Origin of the sequence: Mycobacterium seoulense, from assembly GCF_010731595.1 — a bacterium.
Lineage (GTDB): Bacteria > Actinomycetota > Actinomycetes > Mycobacteriales > Mycobacteriaceae > Mycobacterium > Mycobacterium seoulense.
This window is the reverse complement of record NZ_AP022582.1, coordinates 2572780-2595987: the sequence shown is the minus strand read 5'-3', so window position 1 is coordinate 2595987 and position 23208 is coordinate 2572780. Positions and strand designations below refer to the sequence as shown.

The 23208-nt window shown below is 67.0% G+C and carries 22 protein-coding genes; 15 read left to right on the top strand and 7 right to left on the bottom strand.

Annotation, left to right across the window (positions count from 1 at the left end; all coding sequences use genetic code 11):
- Nucleotides 1-2: 2 nt before the first annotated feature.
- Genes G6N37_RS11830 through G6N37_RS11820 form a run of 3 tightly spaced genes read right to left on the bottom strand, consistent with a single transcriptional unit; the run spans nucleotide 3 to nucleotide 2241 of the window.
- Nucleotides 3-623: a PaaI family thioesterase gene (locus tag G6N37_RS11830; protein WP_163680322.1), complete on the bottom strand. Its 621-nt coding sequence runs from the start codon at nucleotides 621-623 to the stop codon at nucleotides 3-5.
- Nucleotides 620-1240 (bottom strand): cysteine hydrolase, encoded by a 621-nt coding sequence (locus G6N37_RS11825; RefSeq protein ID WP_163680319.1) that lies wholly within the window; start codon nucleotides 1238-1240, stop codon nucleotides 620-622. Before G6N37_RS11825 ends, G6N37_RS11830 begins: the two co-directional genes overlap by 4 nt.
- Nucleotides 1237-2241 (bottom strand): Rieske 2Fe-2S domain-containing protein, encoded by a 1005-nt coding sequence (locus G6N37_RS11820; protein WP_163680316.1) that lies wholly within the window; start codon nucleotides 2239-2241, stop codon nucleotides 1237-1239. Before G6N37_RS11820 ends, G6N37_RS11825 begins: the two co-directional genes overlap by 4 nt.
- Before the next feature lie 81 nt (nucleotides 2242-2322).
- On the opposite strand from G6N37_RS11820, the gene G6N37_RS11815 reads away from it, so the two are divergent.
- From G6N37_RS11815 to G6N37_RS11800, 4 genes are read left to right on the top strand one after another with little or no spacing between them, the layout of a single operon-like run.
- On the top strand, nucleotides 2323-3948 hold the full coding sequence (locus G6N37_RS11815; RefSeq protein WP_163680313.1) for a flavin-containing monooxygenase: 1626 nt from the start codon (nucleotides 2323-2325) through the stop codon (nucleotides 3946-3948).
- Nucleotides 3949-3957: 9 nt separating this feature from the next.
- On the top strand, nucleotides 3958-5076 hold the full coding sequence (locus G6N37_RS11810) for an alpha/beta hydrolase (protein ID WP_163680310.1): 1119 nt from the start codon (nucleotides 3958-3960) through the stop codon (nucleotides 5074-5076).
- The gene (locus G6N37_RS11805) at nucleotides 5076-5456 is read left to right on the top strand and encodes a nuclear transport factor 2 family protein (RefSeq protein ID WP_163680309.1); all 381 of its coding nucleotides are present in this window, start codon (nucleotides 5076-5078) and stop codon (nucleotides 5454-5456) included. Before G6N37_RS11810 ends, G6N37_RS11805 begins: the two co-directional genes overlap by 1 nt.
- A complete protein-coding gene (locus G6N37_RS11800; RefSeq protein WP_163680306.1) occupies nucleotides 5453-6496 on the top strand; it encodes a TIGR03857 family LLM class F420-dependent oxidoreductase in 1044 nt (347 codons plus the stop codon). Before G6N37_RS11805 ends, G6N37_RS11800 begins: the two co-directional genes overlap by 4 nt.
- A gap of 6 nt (nucleotides 6497-6502) precedes the next feature.
- Here G6N37_RS11800 and G6N37_RS11795 read toward each other — a convergent pair whose 3' ends face one another.
- On the bottom strand, nucleotides 6503-7999 hold the full coding sequence (locus G6N37_RS11795; protein ID WP_163680303.1) for an acyl-CoA carboxylase subunit beta: 1497 nt from the start codon (nucleotides 7997-7999) through the stop codon (nucleotides 6503-6505).
- A gap of 85 nt (nucleotides 8000-8084) precedes the next feature.
- Between G6N37_RS11795 and G6N37_RS11790 the strand changes: the two genes are divergently transcribed.
- The 5 genes from G6N37_RS11790 to G6N37_RS11770 all read left to right on the top strand — a co-directional run bounded on the left by G6N37_RS11790 (nucleotide 8085) and on the right by G6N37_RS11770 (nucleotide 12451).
- Nucleotides 8085-9107, top strand: coding sequence for an LLM class F420-dependent oxidoreductase (locus tag G6N37_RS11790; protein ID WP_163680301.1), 1023 nt, complete (start codon nucleotides 8085-8087; stop codon nucleotides 9105-9107).
- The gene (locus G6N37_RS11785) at nucleotides 9104-10339 is read left to right on the top strand and encodes a cytochrome P450 (protein ID WP_163680298.1); all 1236 of its coding nucleotides are present in this window, start codon (nucleotides 9104-9106) and stop codon (nucleotides 10337-10339) included. The genes G6N37_RS11790 and G6N37_RS11785 overlap by 4 nt, the downstream gene beginning before the upstream one ends.
- A gap of 82 nt (nucleotides 10340-10421) precedes the next feature.
- Nucleotides 10422-11243 (top strand): SDR family NAD(P)-dependent oxidoreductase, encoded by an 822-nt coding sequence (locus tag G6N37_RS11780; protein ID WP_163680295.1) that lies wholly within the window; start codon nucleotides 10422-10424, stop codon nucleotides 11241-11243.
- Nucleotides 11244-11264: 21 nt separating this feature from the next.
- The gene (locus G6N37_RS11775; protein WP_163680292.1) at nucleotides 11265-11714 is read left to right on the top strand and encodes a VOC family protein; all 450 of its coding nucleotides are present in this window, start codon (nucleotides 11265-11267) and stop codon (nucleotides 11712-11714) included.
- Nucleotides 11711-12451 (top strand): SDR family NAD(P)-dependent oxidoreductase, encoded by a 741-nt coding sequence (locus tag G6N37_RS11770; RefSeq protein ID WP_163680290.1) that lies wholly within the window; start codon nucleotides 11711-11713, stop codon nucleotides 12449-12451. Before G6N37_RS11775 ends, G6N37_RS11770 begins: the two co-directional genes overlap by 4 nt.
- Here the strand turns inward: G6N37_RS11770 and G6N37_RS11765 are convergent.
- Nucleotides 12444-13601, bottom strand: a complete 1158-nt coding sequence (locus G6N37_RS11765; protein WP_163680287.1) for a Zn-dependent alcohol dehydrogenase — start codon at nucleotides 13599-13601, stop codon at nucleotides 12444-12446. The genes G6N37_RS11770 and G6N37_RS11765 overlap by 8 nt on opposite strands.
- Nucleotides 13598-14824, bottom strand: coding sequence for a cytochrome P450 (locus tag G6N37_RS11760; protein ID WP_163680284.1), 1227 nt, complete (start codon nucleotides 14822-14824; stop codon nucleotides 13598-13600). Before G6N37_RS11760 ends, G6N37_RS11765 begins: the two co-directional genes overlap by 4 nt.
- A gap of 151 nt (nucleotides 14825-14975) precedes the next feature.
- On the opposite strand from G6N37_RS11760, the gene G6N37_RS11755 reads away from it, so the two are divergent.
- The 6 genes from G6N37_RS11755 to G6N37_RS11730 all read left to right on the top strand — a co-directional run bounded on the left by G6N37_RS11755 (nucleotide 14976) and on the right by G6N37_RS11730 (nucleotide 21112).
- Nucleotides 14976-15335: a Rieske (2Fe-2S) protein gene (locus tag G6N37_RS11755; protein ID WP_163680281.1), complete on the top strand. Its 360-nt coding sequence runs from the start codon at nucleotides 14976-14978 to the stop codon at nucleotides 15333-15335.
- Nucleotides 15332-16381, top strand: a complete 1050-nt coding sequence (locus tag G6N37_RS11750) for an amidohydrolase family protein (RefSeq protein WP_163680278.1) — start codon at nucleotides 15332-15334, stop codon at nucleotides 16379-16381. The genes G6N37_RS11755 and G6N37_RS11750 overlap by 4 nt, the downstream gene beginning before the upstream one ends.
- Complete coding sequence (locus G6N37_RS11745; protein WP_163680275.1) at nucleotides 16378-17526, top strand: amidohydrolase family protein; 1149 nt, start codon at nucleotides 16378-16380, stop codon at nucleotides 17524-17526. Before G6N37_RS11750 ends, G6N37_RS11745 begins: the two co-directional genes overlap by 4 nt.
- Nucleotides 17527-17663: 137 nt before the next feature.
- The gene (locus tag G6N37_RS11740) at nucleotides 17664-18635 is read left to right on the top strand and encodes an alpha/beta hydrolase (RefSeq protein WP_163680271.1); all 972 of its coding nucleotides are present in this window, start codon (nucleotides 17664-17666) and stop codon (nucleotides 18633-18635) included.
- A gap of 93 nt (nucleotides 18636-18728) precedes the next feature.
- Complete coding sequence (locus G6N37_RS11735) at nucleotides 18729-19871, top strand: acyl-CoA dehydrogenase family protein (RefSeq protein WP_163680267.1); 1143 nt, start codon at nucleotides 18729-18731, stop codon at nucleotides 19869-19871.
- A complete protein-coding gene (locus tag G6N37_RS11730; protein ID WP_163680264.1) occupies nucleotides 19868-21112 on the top strand; it encodes an acyl-CoA dehydrogenase family protein in 1245 nt (414 codons plus the stop codon). Before G6N37_RS11735 ends, G6N37_RS11730 begins: the two co-directional genes overlap by 4 nt.
- Here the strand turns inward: G6N37_RS11730 and G6N37_RS11725 are convergent.
- A complete protein-coding gene (locus G6N37_RS11725; protein WP_163680261.1) occupies nucleotides 21109-23076 on the bottom strand; it encodes a SpoIIE family protein phosphatase in 1968 nt (655 codons plus the stop codon). The genes G6N37_RS11730 and G6N37_RS11725 overlap by 4 nt on opposite strands.
- Nucleotides 23077-23208 lie beyond the last annotated feature (132 nt).

The window sequence follows — 23208 nt, the reverse complement described above, 5'->3', positions numbered from 1 at the left end:
TCTCATGGCTGGTGGGGGAGCAGTCGGACCATCAGGCCGTTGGCTTCGCTGAGCAGCGTGCCATCAGCGGCCGTCATCGTAGCCGAGATGAAGATCTTCCTGCCGTCGATTTCGGTGATGTGGCCGTGGGCGGTTAGCGGCTCGTCGATCGGGGTGATGTTTCGGTAGTCGACATGCAGGTAGGCGGTGCGGGTGGGGGGAGTGCCGGCAGTAGAGACCACCATCCCGAACAGCCAGTCGTAGAACAGCGGGATCATTCCGCCGTGCACGGCGTTGTTTCCGCCGACATGCGAGCGGGTGAAGTGTCCCGCCATGGTGACGCCAGTCGGCCCGGATTCCGTAACGGTCCACGGCGGGAGCAGGGGGTGGCCCAGGCCGGGCAGTTCGATGACGCGGCCGGCCGGCGCCATGCCCTCGGGCACCTGGTGGCCGTCCAGTAGTGCGCAGGCGTCTTCGACGTGCCGGGCCGCGGCCGTCCACGCCGAGCTGTCCGGATTACTGGCGAGGGTCAGATCCTGCAGGCGGCGCATCGCGGTGACGAATCGGCCCAACCCGGGCGGCGCGTGTTCGGCCGGCTTGATATCGGGGAATCCGCCGCGAACCCCGGGAGCGGTGTCGGTCATGGCCGCGTCCACGCGCTGAGCAACTCGTCGGTGGTGGTGATGGTCGCGAGCAGCGACAGGGTGTTGGCGATGATGGCCTCTCCGTACTCGGTAGGTATGCCGGCAACGGCGTCCCGGGGAACGATCACGCGGTAGGCGGCGTTGACCGCGTCCATCACGACATTGGGGATGGCGATGTTCAGCGACACCCCGACGACAACGATGGTGGACACGCCGAGATTCCGCAGTACCGCGTCCAGGTCGGTGCCGCCCATCGGCCCGACGCCGTGCCAGCGGCTCAGCGCCAGATCGCCTGGCTCGGGACCTAATTCGGGTAGCACGGCCGCCCCCGGGGTGCCCGGCGTGATGTCGACCTGACCGTGTCCCATGGCGAAGATCTTGGCGTTGTGGTTGGAGCCCAGCCCGTCGGGCCGCCGCTGTACCAGGCAGTGCACGACGCGTACCCCGGCCGCCCGGGCCGCCGGCAAGAGCCGGACGATGTTGGGCAGCGCGACCCGCCGGGCCTCCTCGGCCAACATCGCCAGCCCCGCGTCGGGACCGATGACCGCCCCCTGGCACTCCTGCGTGACGATCGCGGTGTGCTGGGGCGCCGCGATTTCGGCAAGGGTCGGTGTCATGCCGGTACTGCCGGCGGGACGTCATAGAACTGCTTCGCCCACTTTCGCAGTGCCATATAGCCTTTCGCGTCAACTTTGGAAAGCGCCGGGTTTTCGACGTACTTCTGGTAGCGCCAGATCTGCAGATCGTCGAAGACGGTGGACAGGAACTGCTTTTCGATCACGTCGCGTAGCTTGCCGTGCGGTACGTCCGCGGTGTCGCCGGGGACCCGGGGCCACCAGATGGAGTAGAAGAGGTCCGAGCACTCGTCGTCGACCGGCGTGCAGGTGAAGATCAGCCGATGGTTCTGTGCTCCCTCGAAGACGCTGATGGCCCCGCCCAGGCCGAACAGGTGGCTGTGGAACCGTAACGCGAGATCCTCGGGGTTGCCGCTGCGCGCGTCGGGCCATCCCGCGACGAACTGCCACTCGTGGTCGACGATCTTCCAGTCCAGCACCCGCGGGGTCACGGTGGCGTGGTGCACGTATTCGAAATGGGCGCTGTCGGGGGCGTTCTCCGCGACGATCTGTGGATGCACCGGTTCGCGCTCGGCGCGCCGGGAGAACTCCGGATACGCGCGGTAGTAGGCCGCGGGGTCGGTCTCGAACTGCGGAAACTTCCGGAAGATGTCCGGCATCTCCCACTGCGGCTCCTTGCCTTCCGGTTGGTGCCAGATGAACACGCAGTCGTACTGCTCGCGCACCGGGTACACCCGCAGCCGCAGCGCGCGGTTGGGCCGGTCGGGTTGGTAGGGGATGTACCGGTTGGTGCCGTCGGGGCCCCAGCGCCAGCCGTGGAACGGGCACTCGACGCAGTCGCCCAGCACCTTGCCGCCGTGGCCGATGTGGGCGCCGAGGTGTTTGCAGTGCGCTTCCAGCACGTGTAGCTGCCCGGACGCGTCGCGGTAGGCGACCAAGTCCTCACCGAAGTAGTGCAGCGGCCGGACCTCGCCGGCGGGAAACTCGGGAGACCACCCGACCATGAACCACCCGGTGACCTTCCAGGTGAAGGGCACTTTCAAAGTGAAGCCTCCGATTGCCTGATACTAAGTCCGTTACAGTATAGATTTCAGCAGTCCGGCCCGTGCACGGCAAGGAGTGAAGTGACTGAAGCGGCTGATACCCGGATCGACGTCATCGTCATCGGCGCCGGCTTCTCAGGGCTGTACATGCTGCATCGGCTGCGCCAATTGGGCATCCGGACCCGTGTCCTGGAGATGGCCGAAAACGTCGGCGGCACGTGGTGGTACAACCGATACCCGGGTGCCCGCTGCGACATCGAGAGCATCGAATACTCCTACAGCTTCTCCGAAGAGATTCAGCAGGAATGGGTTTGGACCGAGTCGATGCCGGCCCAGCCGGAGATCGAGGCCTACCTGAACTTCGTCGCCGACCGGCTCGACCTTCGCCGCGACATCCAGTTCCACACCAAGGTCGTCGCCATGACCTTCGACGAGGACGCCGCGGCCTGGCTGGTCCGAACCGAGGGCGGCGAAACTTTCCGGGCCCCGTTCGTCGTCGCCGCATCCGGCATCCTGTCCGTTCCGTTGCAGCCCGACATCCCGGGCATGGACACCTTCACCGGGACGTCGCTGTACACCAGCCACTGGCCCAAGGAGGGCTTCGACCTGACCGGTAAGCGGGTCGGCGTCATCGGGACAGGTTCCACCGGCGTTCAGCTCATTCCCATCGTGGCCCGGCAAGCGTTGCGGCTCTGCGTGTTCCAACGTTCGCCCGCTTACACCCTGCCGTGGCGCGTGCGCCGGTTCGAGGCCGGCGAGCTGGACGGGATGAAGGCCCGCTACGGCGAAATCCGCGCCGCGCAACGGGCCCACCCGATCGGGGCGGCGCGGCTGAGCGCCTTCTCGGTACTGCTGGAGATGCTGGGCAGGCCGCCGCTGAAGTCGGCCACGCGCGACGAGCAGTTGCGTGCCATCGAGGAGCACGGCGTCATGGGCGCGCTCAACTGGGGCGACGTCTTCTTCGACATCGAGGCCAACCGAATGGCCGCCGAATTGTATGGCGAGGCGGTGGCCCGCATCGTCAAGGACCCGGAAACGGCGGCCTCGCTGGTGCCCGTCCATCCGTTCGCCTGCAAACGGCCGATCATCGACCAGGGCTACTACGAGACGTTCAACCGGGACAACGTCACCCTCGTCGACCTGCGCAAGTCGCCGATCCGGGAGGTGACGCCGGGCGGAATCCGCACCGAGGGCGGCTCCTACGACCTGGATGTCATTGTGTACGCCACGGGGTTCGACGCGATGACGGGGGCGCTGAGCCGCATCGACGTGCGCGGCCGCGATGGGATGTCGCTCGCCGAGTTCTGGGCGAGCGAGGGTCCGCTGTCCTATCTTGGGTTGGCGGTGGCGGGCTTCCCGAACCTCTTCACCATCCAGGGGCCGGGCAGCCCCAGCGCCGCCACCAACTTCGTCGCCGCGCTGGAACAGCATGTGGAGTGGATCGGTGATTGCATCGCACACCTGCGGGCCCGCGGTATCCGCACGATCGAGGCGCTGGCCACCGCACAACAGGAGTGGATCGACCACGCCACCGCGCTCGTCGCGCCGACGGTGCTGGTCCACCCGTCCTGCAACTCGTGGTACAACGGCGGCAACGTGCCCGGGAAGAAGCGAATGTACATGGGCTATACCGGCGGGATCCCCGAATATCGGCGCCGCTGCGACGAAGTCGCGGCCGACGGATACACCGGTTTCAAGCTCGCTTAGGTGGAGGGCATGTCGAAGGTGACGCGCGGGCTGGGACTCGCCAAGGAAGCGACCCGCGAACTTGGCAAGTTGTTACCCCGGACGGTGGCCGGTCTGAACGAATCCACCGGCTGGGCTCCGGTATCACCGCGTGGCGTGCGCCAGTTCGGCGAGGTCATGCTGGACGAGCTTGTGCTGAGCGGTTTTTCGCTGCTCGGCGGCAGCCCGGCGGCGATGCGGCCGCTGTCTGGCTGCACGGCCGCGGCAGAGGAGTTGTCCACCCTGGGCATCGACCGTGCGCACAGGGACCCGATGCCGCTGCGCCCTACCTCGGTTCGGCGGCGCCGCATCGGCAATCTGGCGTACGAGCGGATGGCGTTCGAGCACGATCCGGCGTTGCCGGAGACGCTGGAAGCCGAGGGCCTGGGCGGACCGGCGAGGGCGGTGGTGCACCTGTGCCGGCACACCGACGGGCCGAGACCGTGGCTCATCTGGGTGCACGGCGCCGGTCAGGGCGGCACGGAAGACCTGCTGTTGACCCGGATCGGCCGGATACATCGTCAGTTGGGATTCAACGTCGCATTGCCGGTGCAGCCCGGTCACGGCTGCCGGCGCCGGGAATGGCCTGCCTACCCCGACATGGACCCCTTGGGCAACGTCGCCGGCATGATGCGGTCGGTGTCGGAGATCCGCGCCGTGGTGCGGTGGGCACAACCACAGGCGAGTGCGATTGTGGTAGCCGGGGTTTCGATGGGGACTCCGGTCGCGGCGCTGGTTTCGCACCTGGAAAGGCAGATCGATGCGGTGGCGCTGTATACGCCGATCCTCGGGCTGAATGCGATGATCGCGCGGCACCTGGGGCGCTGGGGATCGTCGCGGGACGAATTCCGCGACCTGCTGGCCTCGCCGCAGGTGGCCAAGCTGACCTCGGTGATCGATCCATTGCGGGTGGATCCGGCGCCGCCGCCGCATCGCCGGCTCATCGTCGGTGCCTGGCACGACCGGATGGCGATGCGTGATCCCACGGTTGAGTTGCAGGAGCGCTGGGGCGGCCAGCTTTACTGGTACGACGGCAGCCACGTGGGACACATCTTCTCCCGGCGGGTGCAAAACGTGACCGACCGATTCCTGCGCGAAGTGGCCGGCTGATGGCAGCCCCGCGCACGGCACGCGAGGTGGTCGAGCTCTACAACCTGGTCGTCTGGAACGAGCGCAACCTGACCCTGGCCGAGGAGTTGTTCGCCGACAAGGTAATTCGGCACGGGGTAGGCGAGGCGCACACCCTGACCCGCGAGCAGGCGATCAGCCGGGTGAGGGACGTGTGGGCGATGTTCGACACGTTGCGCTTCGATCTGAACATCGTCGCCGCCGGCGACGACGGCGAGCACGTCGCGATCGTCTACGACTCGTCGATGACCGCCAAAGACGGCACCGAGACAAATGTCGCCAGCATCGAGGTGTTCCGCGTCGTCGACGGGAAGATCGCGGAGGTCTGGAATTGCGGCTACCAGCAAGGAGTTTGGAGTTGAGCGATCGCACTCTCGATGAGTTGGGCTACTACCTGTTGGCCGGTGCCGGCGGTGAGGGCCCGGCAACACTGATCGGCGAGGCCCGCCGCGGCGAGGAGCTGGGCTTCGGCACCGCGTTCATCTCCGAGCGCTGGAACGTCAAAGAAGCGTCGTCGCTGACGGGGGCCGCATGCGCGGTGACGACCCGGATGCAGATCGCCACCGCCGCAACCAATCACAACACCCGCCACCCGCTGATCACGGGGTCGTGGGCCACCACAATGCACCGGCTCTCCGGCGGGCGCTTCACACTGGGGATCGGCCGGGGTATCGCGGCGATCTACGGGGCGTTCGGCATACCCGCGGTCACGACCGCGCAGATGGAGGACTGGGCCCAGGTCATGCGCCGCCTCTGGCACGGCGAGCTGATCTTCAACCACGACGGACCGATGGGCAAGTACCCGATCCTGTTCCTGGACCCGGACTTCAACGAGGACATCCGGCTGGCGCTGGTGGCTTTCGGGCCCAGGACCCTCGACCTCGGGGGCCGGGTTTTCGACGACGTCATCTTGCACACCTACTTCACCCCCGAGACGCTGCAGCGCTGCGTCAAGACCGTCAAATCCGCGGCGGAGAAGGCCGGCCGCGACCCGGACAGCGTCCGGGTGTGGTCGTGCTTCGCCACTGTCGGTGACCACCTCCCCGAGGAGTTGCGGCTGAAGAAGACGGTCGCCCGCCTGGCCACCTACCTGCAGGGTTACGGCGACCTGATGGTGCGGACGAATAACTGGGATCCGGCTGTGCTGCAACGCTTCCGGGAGGACCCGGTGGTGACGTCGATCGCGGGAGGGATCGACCACAAGGGCACGGCCGAGCAGATCGAGCACATCGCGACGTTGATCCCCGAGGAGTGGCTGGAGCCGTCGGCGACCGGGTCGGCCCGCCAATGCGCCGAGCGCGTCCGCAAGGAATTCGACTACGGGGCCGATGCGGTGATCATGCACGGCGCGACACCGGACGAACTAGAGCCCGTGATCGCGGCTTATCGGGCGGGGGATTAGCGCGAGTCAGGGCATGATGACGGTACGGGTCACCGGTTCGGCGGCGGCCTGCCGGCTGGACAGTCCGCGAAGTAGTGAACCGAGTAAGGCATCACGGGTTTCGCGGGGGTCAATGAGTTCGTCGAATCCCAGATGTTCGGCCGAGCGATAGGACGCCTGCAACTCGGCGTCACGCAGCTTCGCGGTGATGTCCTCACCGGCGTGCGTCGCCCGGCCCAGCGCGGCCGCACTCATGGCGCCCATGGTCGCTCCCGGGTATGCGAACGTCGCGCTCTGGTGATCGAAACCCAAGAGCGACATGACCATGGAGCCGAATCCGTATGCCTTGCGCAGCGTGACGTGCAACTTGACCGTGGTCGCCGCCGTCTGCGCGGCGAACATCCGCGCACCGGCGCGCAGCACGCCGCTGCGCTCGGACCGACTGCCGGGCAGCATGCCCGGGTTGTCCGCAAGGAACACGATGGGCAGGTGGAACGAGTCGGCCACCATGATGAAATGTGCCGCTTTGTCCGCCGCGTCGGCGTCGATGGAGCCCGCGAGCACGTTGGGCTGGTTCGCGACGACCGCGACCGGGTGGCCGCCGAGATGCGCCAACGCGCAAATGATCGCCTTGCCGTACTGCGGCTGGACTTCGAACCAGTCGGGCCGGTCGAAGACCACGTCGAGCACGGCGCGCATGTCGTAGACGCGGCGGTTGTCGCGGGAGACGATGTCGAGCAGTTCGGGCGTCGCACGTGGCTCGCTGTCCGCGTCCGGCGGCAGCGGCGCCGGGTATGACCACGCGCTCGGCGGGAAATACGACAGGTACCGCCGAATATCGGCGATCACGGCTTCGTCGTCCTCGGCGACGTTGTGGATCACCCCGCTCGGAACGGCGGTGACGGGTCCGCCGAGGTCCTCCTTCGAAATGTCCTCGCCCGTAGACTCTTTGACGACCGGCGGCCCGGCGGTGAAGATCGCGCCCTGTCTGCTCATGATCCGGAAGTCGCAGACCGGGGCGACCAGGGCGCCATGTCCGGCCGAGGGGCCGAGGACGGCGGCGACGGTCGGTACCCGGCCCGAGCACTGCGCCTGGGCGAGCAGGTCGGTTGGGGTGCGGCCGTAATGCCCACCGCCAGGACGAAAGCCGGCACCTTCGAGCAGCATCACCAGGGGAACCTTGTCCCGCAGGGCGAGTTCGGCGATGCGGTAGCGCTTCGAGTTGCCGCCTGGGCCGATGCTGCCGGCCATCGTGGTGAAGTCCTCGGCGCCCAGCATCACCGGCGAGCCGTTGATCAAACCGGAGCCGACGACGATCCCGTCGGCCGCAACCTGGCCCCCCACCAGGGTGCCGATTTCCCGGAAGGAGCCAGGGTCGAGCAGCCGGTCGATGCGCGCGCGGGCGTCGAGCTTGCCCTTGCCGCGGTGCTTGTCGAGCCGCTCCGGCCCGCCCATCTCGCTCGCGCGCCGACGGCGCCGCGCGAGATCGTCGAGCGTTTCTCCCCAGTCCTGGGATTTCGGCATGCCTATGTCCTACCTCATGGAAGATTCGTCACGCGAGCGGATCCGTGGGGTCACATACTGGATCGCTTACGGTAAAGTTACCCGCATGCCCGACGCCGCCCACCTCAAGGTCGACGGGGGCATCCCCAATCAGTTGGCACGGGTGACCGATGCGGCGATCGCCCTGGAGCGAGACGGGTATGACGGCGGCTGGACGGCGGAAACCAGTCACGACCCATTCCTGCCGTTACTACTGGCCGCTGAGCACACGTCGCGACTCGAACTCGGCACCAACATCGCGGTGGCGTTCGCCCGCAATCCGATGATCGTCGCCAACACCGCTTGGGACCTGCAGGCGTTCTCGCGGGGCCGGTTCATCCTCGGCCTGGGCACTCAGATCCAGCCCCACATCGAGAAACGGTTCAGCATGCCGTGGAGCCATCCCGCCCGCCGGATGCGCGAATTCGTCGCCGCCCTGCACGCGATCTGGTCCGCGTGGAAAGACGGGACAAAGCTGCGTTTCGAGGGAGATTTCTACACGCACAAAATCATGACCCCGATGTTCACGCCCGAGCCACAGCCCTATTCCGTCCCCAAGGTTTTCATCGCGGCGGTGGGCGAAGCGATGACCGAGATGTGCGGCGAGGTCGCCGACGGTCACCTCGGTCACCCGATGGTCTCGAAGCGCTACCTCGACGAAGTCACCGTCCCGGCGTTGGAGCGCGGCCTGCAGCGAGCGGGCCGGCGTCGCAGCGACTTTGAGGTGTCCGGCGAGGTGCTGATCGCGACCGGGGAGAACGAAGACGAACTGGCCGCCGCCACCGCCGCCGTGCGCAAGCAGATCGCCTTCTACGGGTCGACGCCCGCTTACCGCAGGGTGCTGGACGTGCATGGCTGGGGAGACCTGCAGACCGAACTGCACCGCCTTTCGCTGGCCGGTGAGTGGGACGCCATGGCTTCGCTGATCGACGACGAGATGCTGGCGGCCTTCGCGGTCGTCGGCCCGGTGACCGGCGTCGCCACCGCGCTCAAGGACCGCTGCCACGGCGCGGTCGACCGCGTGCTGCCCATCTTCATGAACGCCTCCCAACCCTGTATTACCGCCGTTTTGAAGGAGTTTCGCGAGTGAGCACAGCCACGGTAGACGAGTCCGCCAAGCTGCTGGCAGATCCCCTGGCATACACCGACGAGCGGCGACTGCATGCCGCGCTGACCCACCTGCGCGCCAGCGCGCCCGTGTCCTGGGTCGAGGTGCCGAACTACCGGCCATTCTGGGCGATCACCAAGCACGCCGACATCATGGACATCGAACGCGAGAACATGCTGTTCACCAACTGGCCACGACCCGTCCTGACGAACGCCGAGGGCGACGAGATGCAGGCGGCCGCGGGCGTGCGCACGCTGATCCACCTCGACGATCCGCAGCACCGGGTGGTGCGGGCGATCGGTTCCGATTGGTTCCGTCCGAAGGCGATGCGGGCGTTGAAGGTTCGTGTGGACGAGCTCGCCAGGATCTACGTGGACAAGATGATGGCCGCAAGTCCGGAATGTGACTTCGTTCAGGAAGTGGCAGTCAATTACCCGCTGTACGTGATCATGTCGCTGCTCGGCCTGCCGGAGGCCGACTTCCCCAGGATGCTCAAGTTGACCCAGGAATTGTTCGGCAGCGACGATTCCGAATTCAAACGGGGTACCGGCAACGAGGATCAGCTGCCCGCGTTGTTCGACATGTTCCAGTACTTCAACGGGGTGACCGAGTCGCGTCGCGAGCACCCGACCGATGATCTGGCGTCCGCGATCGCCAACGCCCGCGTCGACGGCGAGCCGCTGTCGGACATCGACACGGTGTCCTACTACCTCATCGTCGCCACCGCAGGGCACGACACCACCAGCGCGACCATCTCCGGTGGCCTGCAGGCGCTCATCGAGAACCCCGACCAGCTCGGGCGGCTGCGCGACAACCTCGACTTGATGCCGCTGGCCACCGAGGAGATGATCCGCTGGGTCACCCCGGTCAAGGAATTCATGCGCACCGCCACCGAAGACACGACCGTGCGCGGGGTGCCCATCGCGGCGGGGGATTCGGTACTGCTGTCCTACGTGTCGGCCAACCGTGACGAGGACGTGTTCGTCGACCCGTTCCGCTTCGACGTCGGGCGCGATCCCAACAAGCACCTCGCCTTCGGGTACGGGGTGCACTTCTGCATGGGCGCGGCGTTGGCGCGCATGGAGGTCAACAGCTTCTTCACCGAGCTACTGCCCAGGCTGAAATCCATCGAGCTGACCGGGGAGCCGGAGCTGGTGGCCACCACGTTCGTCGGCGGCCTCAAGCACCTGCCGGTGCGCTACTCGTTGACCTGAGTGACCGCCGGGGGTGAGCGACCCGCTTAGTTGGCGTTTTGCGACGATCGCGACGGCTAGGCTCCCCGTGGAGGACGAGGCAATGACGCGGAGGACGATCGTGATCACCGGTGCCAGCGACGGCATCGGCGCCGCGGCGGCGCGCCGGCTCCGCCGCACCGGCGCGAACGTCGTATTGGTCGGTCGCACCGAACGAAAGGCTGCCGCCATGGCCGCGGAGCTGGACGCCGCCTATTTCGTGGCCGACTTCGCCGATCTGGGCCAAGTGCGGGCCCTGGCCGACAAGATCCGCTCGGAATATCCGCGCATCGATGTTTTGGGCAACAACGCCGGGGGCGTGTTCAGCAAGCTGACCGAAACGGCCGACGGCCACGAGATCACCCTTCAGGTCAACTACCTGGCGCCGTTTCTGCTCACCACACTTCTGCTCGATGTGCTCGTGGCTTCGCGCGCCACGATCGTCAACACCTCGAGCTCGTCGCAGCGGCTGCTCCGCAACGTCACCCTCACCGATTTCGACACGACCGGGCGACGCCGGCCGAGCACGGCCTATGCGTTGGCCAAACTCGCAAACATCTTGTTCACCAGGGAATTACATCGCCGCTACCACGACGACGGGCTTTCGACCGCCGTCGTGCATCCGGGCTTTGTCAACACCAACATCGGCCACTCGTCGGGTTCACGATTCCTGACCACCATGCAGCGCACCCCGGTGCGTCGCCTCATCAAAACCCCGGATCAAGGCGCCGACCAACTGGTGTGGTTGGCCTCCAGCACGCCCGGCGTCGACTGGTCGTCCGGCGAGTACTACGCGAACGGCAAAGTCGCCAGGGCCAACCGCGCGGCCGACGATCCCGTGCTTGCGCGCGAGCTCTGGGATCACACATTGGCCAAGGTCATCTAGGGACACCGTAGGAGGCAGCTTGTGCTCGGTGTGCACCACTCGGCGATATGCACCTCGGACGTCGAACGATCGCTTCGATTCTGGCGTGACGGGCTAGGCCTCAGCCAATTGATCGACTATCACTTCACCGGTGATTGGCCAGAACTGTTCGGCGCCGCGACCGATCGGCTGCGGTCGATCTTTCTCGGCGATCCGCAGACGCCGGGCAGTGGGATCGTCGAACTCGTGGAGTTGGCGGGCGCCGACCCGGCGCTGCCCGCGAGCTCGGCGACCAGGGCGCCCCGGCACGGATTCTTCCTGCTGTCATTTCAGCGTGACGTCGACCAGACGCTGTCTGGCTTGGCTGCATTGGGTTTCACCGAGGGCGTTCGCCGCATCGATGTCGTGGCCCCGGACGGGAGGACCGTCGCAATGGCGGTGATCATCGCACCGGACGGCGTACTCGTCGAGTTGATCGGGCGGGCGCAGTGAGCACCGCCCTGGTAACCGGAGGCGCGTCCGGCATCGGGCGAGAAGTCGCCGCGCGGCTGCGTGAAGCGGGACACGACGTTGTGGTGTGGGACCTCACGAATGCCGATATCACTTGCGACATCAGCGATCCCGACGCGGTGTCTGCCGCGATGGCGCAAACCGTGCGCGACCACGGCGCCCCCACCCGAGTCGTCACCTGCGCCGGCGTCGGCGCCTCGGGGCTATTGCTCGAACAGTCACCGTCGGAATGGAACCGGGTGCTGGCCGTCAACCTCACGGGCACCTGGCTGACGATTCGCGCGGCGGCGCGGGCCATGATCGACGCCGGGGTGGGCGGCTCGGTTGTCGCGGTCTCCAGCATCAGCGGAACCGTCGCCGACCGCGACATGGGCGCCTACTGCGTGTCCAAGGCGGGCGTCGACATGCTGGTGAAGGTCGCCGCGGCGGAGTGGGGTGGGTACGGAATCCGCGTGAACGCGGTCGGCCCGGGCGTCACCCGCACGCCGATGTTGGCCAAACCCGAACAGCTGCCCGGCTGGGTGGCGGCCCTGTCCGAGCGGACCGCACTGGGCGGTTTGGGGGAGGTCGTCGACGTGGCGGGGGCGATCGTGGGCGTCCTCGAACTGCCATGGGTGACAGGCCAAGTCGTGCATGCCGACGGCGGTCTGGCGCTGCACAGTCCCATCGACGCTTACGGCCAACTGCAGCGGGTGATGCGTCGAAAGGGCCTCAGCTGACCCCGAAATCGATGATGCCCCGGATGATCTTGCCGTTGCGGAGGTCGTCGTAGGCATCGTTGATCTCCTCGAGGCGGTAGCGCCGGGTGATCATTTCGTCGAGCTGGAGCTGCCCGGTCTGGTAAAGCCTGGCCAGCCGGGCGATGTCCGCCCGCGGGTTGCACGAGCCGAATATCGTCCCCGCCAGCGTCTTGTTCATCAGGATGAACTCCTGCAGGTCGATCTTCACCGAGTGGGTCAGTTGCGAGGTCATGCCGGTGAGGACGCATGTCCCGCCCTTGCGGGTCAGCTTCAGCGCGTCGCGGACGTCGTCGGCGGTGATCAGCGATGGTGAGACCACCACGGCGTCGGCCATCACGCCGTATGTCAAGTCCCGCACCAAGTCCTGCGCCTCGGCGATCGTGGCGGCGCTGTGGGTCGCGCCGAACTGCAACGCCGATTTCTGCTTGAAGTCCACCGGGTCCACCGCGACGATCTGTGCGGCACCGCTGATCCGCGCGCCCTGGATCGCCCCCGTACCGATTCCGCCCACGCCTACGACGACCACCGTGTCGCCGCCGCGCACGCCGGCGCGATTGGCGGCCGAACCGTAGCCGGTTGGAATAGCGCACGACAGCAACGCGCTCGGCGCCAGAGGCAGGTGCGGCTCGATCTTCACCAGTGAATTCGTCGACACCACGGTGTGTTCGGCGAACGCCCCGACCTTGGCCAGATGTCCGAGCGGCCGGCCGTCGGCGGTGTGATGACGAAAAGTGCCGTCGGTGGGCATCCCCGGTGTCAGGGTGAAAGCGCCGACATCGCAGATGTATTCCATGCCGGTGGCACACCAGCGGCACTGGCCGCACACCGCGACGAACGACATCACCACGTGGTCGCCGGGGGCGAAATCCGTTACCCCGTCGCCGACTTGCCGCACGATCCCGGAGCCCTCATGGCCGCCGATCATCGGGAACATGGTCGGCAGGCCGAGGGATCGCATCACCTCGTTGGGCGCCGACATGTCACCTTTGAGGATGTGGTCGTCGGAGTGACACAGCCCGGCCGCCGCCATCTCGACCAGGACTTCGCCGGCACGGGGCGGGTCGAGTTCGAATTCCTCGACCGACCAGGGGCCGCCGACGTCGTGCAGGAGCGCCGCGCGGCTTCTCATGCCGCCGGGGCGAACGTGACCGGAAGCTTGTTGGGGGAGCGGAACGTCAGCCCGACGATCTTCGATTCCTGGCCCGTTCCGTCGTCGGCCACGAAGGCCAGATCTGTGACGCGGTCGAAGAGGCTGTTCAGCATGACCCGCGTCTCGAGCCGGGCCAGATGCATGCCGAGGCACATGTGAATACCGCCGGCGAACGCGATGTGCGCTTGCCGCGGCCGGCGGATGTCGAAGGTGTTGGGGTCGGTCCAGCGGGTCTCGTCGCGGTTGGCCGAGCCCATGCACATGTCGATCTGGGCATCGGCCGGGATTGTCTTGCCGCCGATTTCGACCTCTTCGGTCGTGGTCCGCATGACCATCGTCAGTGGCGTTTCGAAGCGCAGGCCCTCCTCGATCGCCATCGGTATCAGCGACCGGTCCCGGTAGACGAGGTCGAGCTGCTCGGGGTGGGTCAGCAGCAGGTACAGCAGGTTGCCCGACGAGCGGTAGGTGGTTTCCAGTCCTGCGGGCAGCAGCAGCCGCAGAAACGCAATGATGGCCTCGTCGGTGAGCTTCTCCCCGTCGATCTCGGCCGCGACCAGGTCCCCGATGATGTCGTCGGTGTGCTTGCGCCGCCGCTGCTCGACCTGTTCGAGGAAGTAGCCGTGCAACTCCGCCGCCGCGTTCAGCCCCGCCATGATGTCGGTCGGGATCGAGATGAGATCGAGGGATAGCCGCCGGAATAAGTCGAGATCCTCGGGGGGCAAACCGAGCAGCGTGGAGATGATCCTGGTGGGGAATTCGAACGTCACCGCCTTGACCAGGTCGGCGTGGCCGTCGTTCTTGATCTCGTCAACCAGTCGATCGCAGACCGGTCCGATCACCGACGGCTCCCAGCGTTCCAGCGCGGTCGCGCGGAAGGCCTTGGCCACCAGGTTGCGGTGATCGTGGTGTTCCTTTCCGCCCATCGCCAGGATGGTGTGTCCCATCACCAAACCGATGGTCTCGTCGTACTTGTGGGAGCTGAAGATGCGGTCGTCGCGGAACGCCTGGAACACCGGGTCGTAACCGAACAACACCCACTCGTCGCCCGGCCGCAGCTCTTCAGGCATCTGCGAGTGGTCCGCCAGAGCGCCGTGCCAAACCGGGTCCGTGCGCCTCATGTATTCGAAGAACGGGTAGGGGCTGGTTTCTCCGGTGAGGTCGAGCGTGACGGGCTGGTTGGCGGGGTCGGTGCTGAGCGTCATCAGCGCTCCTCCTGAGGCAGCCGGCAAGCGGATCGGAATGCGGGGAATATCGCTATCATAGTATAGATAGCAACTAAGCCCAACGGCTTGTCGTGGTTACCGTAACGGGCTCAGTATTGAGGTTGCGTGGCGTCGGGAGGCGGTGAGGCGAATGCCCGAACGGCGATTGGTGTGCTCGCTGGACGATCTGCCGCCCGGCGGGATGAAGCTGGTCGACGTCGGGAAGTTCGGGGTCGGCGTGTACAACGTGCGCGGCGAGTTCTACGCGATCGTGAACTACTGCTCTCACGAGGGCGCCCCGCTGTGCCTCGGTCTGATCGGTGGCACCAACGAGTTCGCCCCGGACGAACCCGGCGGGCTGCGGCGGGTCCGCGACGGGCAGATCGTCCGATGCCCTTGGCACAACTGGGAATTCGATATCACCACCGGACAGAGCGTCGCCGATCCGACCCGGCGCATCCGCACCTACCAGGTCGAGGTCGCCGAGGGGGAGGTGTACCTGACCGCATGAGCCCACCGATCATCGACGCCAACGTGCAGCCGCATTTCCGCTCCAACGCGGAGATCCGGCGCTACCTGCCCGCCGCCCACCGACTGCGATCGATCCCCGACGTCGAACAGCAGTGGTATCAGGCGCCCGGCGGGGATTACCGCAAAGACCTCTACGGGGAGCACTACCCGGGTTCGGACCCAGACACCGTGAGCCGGCACCTCTTCGATGACATGGGCGTCGAATACGCCATCCTCAATCCGCTGACTCGCGGCAACATCGCCGACTACCTGCTCAACAGCAGGATCTGCGCGGCGGTCAACGACTGGCTGCTCGACCGCTGGCTCGAGCCCGACTCCGCCGATCGATTCCGGGGCACCATCCGGGTCAATCCCGAGGATCCCAAAGGGGCAGTCGCCGAGATCGAGCGCCTGGCCGATCACCCGAAACTGGTGCAGGTCGGCGTCCCGATGCAGTCACGCGAGCCCTACGGCAAACCGATGTTCGAGCCGATCTGGGAGGCCGCCGCCGCGCACGGGCTACCGGTGGCCGTGCACATCAACGGTGGCAACGGCGTCGACTACCCGCCCACCTTCGCCGGGCACGCCCACACCTATCCGGGATACGCGGCGTTCATGCCGCTGAACTACTTCGTCCACCTGGCCACCCTCATCGTCGAGGGGGTGTTCGGCCGGCACCCCGGCCTCACGTTCGTCTTCGCCGACGGCGGCTACGACATCCTCACCCCGTTGATCTGGCGGCTGGACACGTTCTGGGTGTCGATGCGGGACCAGACGCCGTGGGTCGACCGGTACCCGAGCGAATACCTGCCCGGCCACGTCAGGTTCTGCTCGTCGGCGTTCGACGGACCGACCGACGCCGGCGACATGCGGCGCTGGATGGATTTCACCGGCAAGTCCGACCTGCTGATGTACGGCTCGAGCTATCCGCATTGGTCCAGCTCGCCGCCGGAGGGCATCGCGGAGGGCCTCGATGCCGAGCAACGTGAAAAGGTGCTGTGGCGCAACGCCAGCGAACTCTACGGGCTGAAGGAGCGTGTCCAATGACGACCATCGAACGGGTCGGCTCGACGACGGGTCATGACGAAGAAATAGCGGTCACCATCGTCGACACCGACGTGCACCCGTTGCCGGTCTCGGCCGACGTGCTGAAGTCCTACGCGCCCGCCGAATGGGTCGACAAGATCTGGCCGACGGGCAACGCGGTGAGCCCCGTGCCGCACTTCTATGACACCCCCGATTCATACAAGACGATGTCGTTGCGCCTCGACGCAGCCCCGCCCGGTGGCGGGGTCGCCGGCAGCGACCCGGATTTCGCCGCCAAGCAGTTGCTGCTCGACGCCGGCGTGAGCATCGCGACGCTCGAGCCGATGTGCGACGCGCAGCTGCCGCAGGCCGAACACGTTCTCAAATCGACCTATAACGACTGGCTCGCCGATGTCTGGCTGGACAAGTACAACTGGCACGGCCGCTGGCGGGGATCGATCAGCGTCAGCGCGCAGACCCCGGAGCAGGCCGGCCGCGAGGTCGAACGATGGGCGGGGCATCCGTACATGGCCCAGGTGCTGATGACACCGCAGACCCGCGGGATCCCCTTCGGTAACCCGCATTTCGACCCTCTCTACGAAGCGGCGGCGCGCAACGGTTTCCCGGTGGCCACCCACCTGATGGGGCAGACGCCGTTCGAGCTCATTCCGCTGTACCCGGTCGGCAATCCCGCGCACTGGCACGACTTCTTCGCCTCCTGGCCGCTGCTGTACGTCTCGCACCTGATGAGCCTGGTGTTCGACGGCGCGTTCGACCGCCACCCCGAGCTGCGGGTGGTGTTCGTCGAAGGTGGTTTTACGTGGGCGATGCCGGTGATGTCGCGGATGGACCGCATCTGGGAAGCCCGCCGCGGCGACCTGCCGCATGTGCGGCGCCGCCCGTCGGAGTATGTGCGAGAACATGTTCGGTTCACCACCCAGCCGCTCGAAGACGCCGGCACCGTGCAGTTCCGGGAGTACCTGGAGATGATGGACCTGGGCGACAACCTGATGTTCTCGACGGACTACCCGCATTGGAGCTACGACTCGCCGGCCTACGCGATCAACCGATTCCCGGCCGACCAGCGCGAGCGGATCATGCGCGGCAACGCGACCGCTCTCTACGGGCTGCCGGCGACCGTCAAGGCGCTCCCCGGAGAACGGTGAATCTGGCCCACGCTCAAGCGAGAAGCACCTCATCCTTCACCGCACGGATTCGCAGGTCTACGTTGAAGAGGGTTTCCGGCGCGGCACCGTGCCGGCACCGGACGAGCCCGCATTCATGAGCCGGAAGATGAGAAGGTATGACACAGACGAATCTGTCGCGGCCGCAGGGCCTTACCCGGATCGACCCGGTGCTTCGGGAGGTGGCAGCCGCGCTGGGCGTCGTCGAATTCCGCGCCGAGACATTGCCCGCCGAACGCGAGCACGCCGACCGGCTCGCCGCCGAGCGCGCCACGGCAGCCGACACCGCCGGTGTGGCCATCGAGACGCGCACGATCGCCGGCCCGGGCGGCCATCAGCTGAAGCTTCGCCTCTACCGGGGCCCCGACCTCGACCGAGCGGACTCGGGTTCCCCCCTTGTCCTGTACGCCCACGGCGGTGGCTTCGTGACCGGCAACCTCGACACGGATCACGCGCAATGCGTGGAGCTGGCCAGAGAAGGCGGTTGCCTGCTGATATCGGTCGACTACCGGCTCGCGCCGGAACATCCCTGCCCGGCGGCGTTGGACGACATAGAGGCGGGCTTTTATTACGCGATCCGCAATTGCGCCGAGCTGGACGTGGATGTCAACCGCATCGCGGTGATGGGGCGGGACGCGGGTGCCGCGCTGGTCGCGGGCCTCAGTCAGCGCATGTTCGACGACGAGGGCCCGCAGATCCTGGTGCAGATCCTGCACCAGCCGATGCTCGACTCCGATGCCACCCAGTCGCGGCGTGAGTTCCAGCGCACGCCGGGGCTCAACGGGCCGGCGGTGAGCCGGGCGTGGGGTCACTACCTCGGGCACGCGAGCGCCACCGGTCAACACGTCCCCGCGCACCGGGCGAACCTCGAGGGCCTGCCGCCCACGTTCATCAGCTGCGCGGAGATCGATCCGTGCCGCGACGAAGCGATCGACTATGCGAACAGGCTGCTGCACGCCTACGTGCACACCGAATTGCACGTCATCGCAGCCGCATTCAACGGCTTCGACTCACTGGTTCCCGACTGGGTCGTTTCGCAGGAGAACCGGGCCCTGCACGCGCGCTCCCTGCGCCGTGTGTTCGCCATGTAGCGGTCGGCAGAGCTACCGACGCGACTCCGGTATCTCTTACCGTAGCGCCCGTTGCTACCATCGAAACGCCGGCGAATTCGGACGAGAGGCAGCATGACGACACTCGACTCTCCCGAAAAGACGCTGTTCACCTCGACAACCCAAGCTTTCTTGGAAAAGGAAGCGCCGCTGCGCCGCGTGCGCGAGTTGCACGCCGCGGGGGAGTCGTTCGATCCGGCGTGGTGGCGGCGCGCCGCCGAACTCGGCTGGACCGGGCTGTTGGTGCCCGAGGAATTGGGCGGCGGCAGCGTCTCGGACAACGGCCTGGCGGATCTGGCCACGGTCGCCGAACTGCTCGGGAAGACGGTCGCGCCCGGGCCGTTGTATCCGGTCAGCGTCGTGCTCGCCGCACTCGCCGAGAGCGCCGACCGCCAGGAGCACACCGCCACCATCGAGGCCTTGATGTCCGGTGAAACCGTGGCGTCCTGGGCGGTTTCGGAACCGGGCCGGGGCTGGGCGCCGTTGAATCCGTCGGTCACGGCCACCCCAACCGATTCGGGCTACCGCATCGACGGGATCAAGGACCGGGTGGAGGCCGGCGCGCAGAGCGCGCTGCTGCTGGTGGTGGCGCGCTGCGGGGACGAGCTGCGCCAGTTTCTGGTCCCCACGGATGCGCCGGGGGTCACGATCGAGGCGCAGCAGTCGATCGATCTGGTCAAGCAATACGCCCGGGCGCGTTTCGACGGTGTCGTGGTGGAGCGATCGGCGGCCGTCGGCACGCCCGCCGAGACCCCCGCGCTGGTCGACCGGCAGGGCCAGATCGCCCAGACCCTGCAGTGCGCCGAGGTGGTCGGCATCCTGCAGACGGTGTTCGACCTGACCGTCCGGTGGGCGCTGGACCGGCATACCTTCGGACGGCCGCTGGCGTCCTACCAGGCACTCAAACACAAGTTCGCCGACATGAAGCTGTGGCTGGAGGCCTGCCGGGCCACCACGGCCGCGGCGGTCGCCGACGTGGCCGCGAACTGTCCCGGGGCGGGCCTGTCGGCCAGCATCGCCAAGTCGTACGTGGGGGAGATGGCCGGCCAGATCGTCCAGGCCTGCGTGCAGATGCACGGCGGAATCGGTGTCACCTGGGAACACGACCTGCATCTCTACCTGCGCCGGATCACGTTGTACCGCTCCATGTTCGGGACACCCGAGGAACACAACCTGCGTGTGTACGAGCACGAGAAGGCGGGTCGTTGCAACAGATGACGCCGACCGAATCCGTTGCCGAATTCGCGGCCCGGGCCAGGGCGTGGCTGGCGGACAACATGCCCCGCATCGACCCCGAGTCGCCCCCGCCCGCCCCGCGCGACGACGAGCGATCCTGGCTGCGGGCCCGGGAACTGCAAAAGCGGCTGTACGACGGCGGATTCGCCGGGATCTGCTTCCCCCGCGAGTACGGCGGCCTCGGGCTGGACTACGAGTATCAGAAGGCGTTCGACGCGGAATCCCTGACCTACGAGATGCCGCTCATCCTCAACACTCCGACGTTCACCATCTGCTGCGCCACGCTGCTCGACACCGGCAGCGAGGACCAAAAGAGGCAACACATCGGTGCGGCGCTGCGCGGCGACGAGGTGCTGGTGCAGTTGTTGTCCGAGCCCAGCGGCGGATCCGACCTCGCCGGCGTCATCACGCGGGCCGAGCGCCAGGGCGACCGCTGGGTGCTCAACGGCGCCAAGACGTGGAGCACCAGTGCGTTCGCGGCAGACTACGGGCTGTGTCTGGCGCGCACCAACTGGGATGTGCCCAAGCATGAGGGCTTGACCATGTTCCTGGTGCCCATCGCCCATCCGGGAATCACCTTGCGGCGCATCACCATGCTGAGCGGGTCCACCGAGTTCTGCGAGGAGTTCCTCGACGCGGTGGATGTCGGCGACGACGCCGTCGTCGGGGAGGTCGACGGCGGCTGGGCGGTCGCGTCGCGGCAGCTGTATCACGAACGTCGGGCGGTGGGGCAGGGGTCCGAGTTCGCCAGCGGCAGCGGCAGCGAGGGCGGCAACGCGAATCCCGTTGACTACGTGAGCCTTATCGACAAGACGGGTCAGGGCGGTGACGAACGCGTGCAGCAGCTGGCCGGCCGTGCACTTGTGCAGCGCGCGGTGGCCGAGCAGCTGATCGGCCACGTCTACCGCAGCGTCCGAGACGGCACGCTGCCGCCAGCCGCGGGCACACTCATCAGGCTGTTTCACGCGGAGACGGTGTTCGTCGACATCGACACCGCCATGGCCATCGCCGGAAGCGCCGGTGTCGTCGGCGAACCGGGTGAAGGCCTGGAAGCCGGGCTGCGCTACCTATCCCGGCAGACCGTCGCGATGGGCGGTGGCACCACGGAAATGGCCCGCAACGTCATCGGTGAGCGGGTGCTGGGCTTCCCGCGGGAATACGCAGCCGACCGCGGTGTGCCGTTCAAGCAGGTGCGGCACGGCCAGCGGTCCGACCGACCCTAGCCCTCCGCGACGAGATTCTCGGCGAGACCACCGGCCACCGGAAGCTGTACCAGCGACAAGACATGGTGCGCCGGGCTTCCCGGCGGGGCTACCAGTACGTATTCAGTGCCGTGTCGTTGTGCTCGGTCGCGCGCGGCGGCCAGCGCGCTGACGCCGGCCGAACCCAGCTGGGTGACGGCGCTCAGATCGATCGTCAGCGGCGCGACGCCGGAACGGCTTTCGACGGCGATCTGGCGATCCAGTGCGGACGCGCTGTTGGAGTCGACGTCGCCGCTGACGACGATGCGGCCCGGTTCTGCTACCACGGAGGCGAATTCGGAGTTTGTCGACCGTTGCTGATCCGCTCGGCTGACGAGGGTGTCGGTCACGAAATTGGCCGGCCGCGACAGGCGGTGCGTCAAGCTCGCGGTCGTCCCGCCGGGCCCATGGGTGACGTGCGCGCTGGACACCAGGGCCTCGGCCATGGCAAGGCCGCGGCCGCGGCCCTGCTCGCCTTCGCGGTGGTCCTTCCACTGCCCCTGGTCGATGACCGACGCGTGCAGGTGGCCGTCTCCCGCCAGCGACGCCTCGACGGCGATACCGTCGGAAACCTCTGTCGCATAACCGTGTTCGACGGCGTTCTCGACGAATTCCGAGATCGCGTGCACGATGTCGGAAATGTCGTCGGAGTCGGCACCGGCCTCGGAAAGCCATTGACGCAGGCGGGCGCGCACCGCGCGCGCGGCGTGGATGGTGGCATCCAGTGTCATCTGAAGCGGTGGTGGCGGCGTGCGCCGTTGCGCCGCCAGCAGGGTGATGTCGTCGTTGTAACCGGTCGACCGCAGCAGCAATTCCAAAGTCTCCGAACAGATCCGGTCAATGGGTCGCCCCGAGGGCTCGATCACGAACCCGCTCTGGCCGGCGGCGATGTTCGCGGCCAGGTCGGCGAATTCGGCGGTGCTGGCCGCCAGCGGCCGGCCGGGGCGTTCGATCAGACCGTCGGTGTAGAGCATCACCGTGTCGCCCAGGTCGAGGAATTCGGTGCGGACCGGAAAACCGATGCCGCTGCCCAACGGGCCGGCTCCAGAGGGCACGAGATAGCGCGCGGCGGCCTGCGCCCCGACGAGCAGTGGCGGCGGGTGCCCGGCGGTGCAGTACTGGAATTCGCCGGTGGTGAAGTCGAGCGAGCCCACGCACACGGTGGCCGACCTCGAACCCGGCACATGTTCGTGGAAGCGGTCGACCGCCGCCAGCGCCTCGGCGACGGGATACCCCGCCAAGATCTGCATCCGCAGCGCGGTGCGCAGTTGCGACATCACCGCGGCGGCCTCGACGCCATGGCCGACGACGTCGCCAACGATGAGAACGAGTCGATCCCCAAGGGGGATCGCATCGAACCAGTCGCCACCGGCGGCCGTGTCCTCCGCCGCGACGAGGTACTCGGCCGCGACATCGGCGCCGGGGACGACGGGCACCGACGGCGCCAGCAACGCCTGCTGCATGATGGTGGCCGAATGGCGGACGTTGCGGTACCGCTCGGACAGCTCCTGCATCCGCGACTCGGCGGCCAGCCGCGCCCGCACCCGGTCGGTCACATCGACGAAGGCGAGCTGCACGCCCTCGACCGAGCCGTCATCGGCGCGCCGCGCCGTGACGATGAAATCGAAGAAGTGTTCCTGCGCCGTTCCCGAGCCCTCGAAGTCGGCCTGCACCCGCCACTCGGTGCCCGACTGCGGCTCGCCCGTCTCATACACCCGGTCGAACATCTGCAAGATCTGCTGGCTCTCCAGCTCCGGATAGACCTCGCGCACCAGCAGCCCGATCGTGTCGACGGGCGGGCTGAGCGTGCGGTAGGCGGCGTTGGCCGCGACGAAGCGGTGGTCGGGCCCTTCGAGGCCAACCAATAGGGCGGGAACATTGTCGAAAACGCGGCGCACATCGTCGGCCGCACCCACGGTCTTGTCCCAATTACTTTCGGCCGCCATTGGCCGTCCCTCCTACGGACCCTTTCTCGGACCGAGTCCCGCAAGCTGGTCATAAAGCGCTGAGCTCGCGCCAGGCGCAGGCATCAAGAATATCAATGGCGTCCGGGTGCTCAGTGCAACCATTTTCCTCGC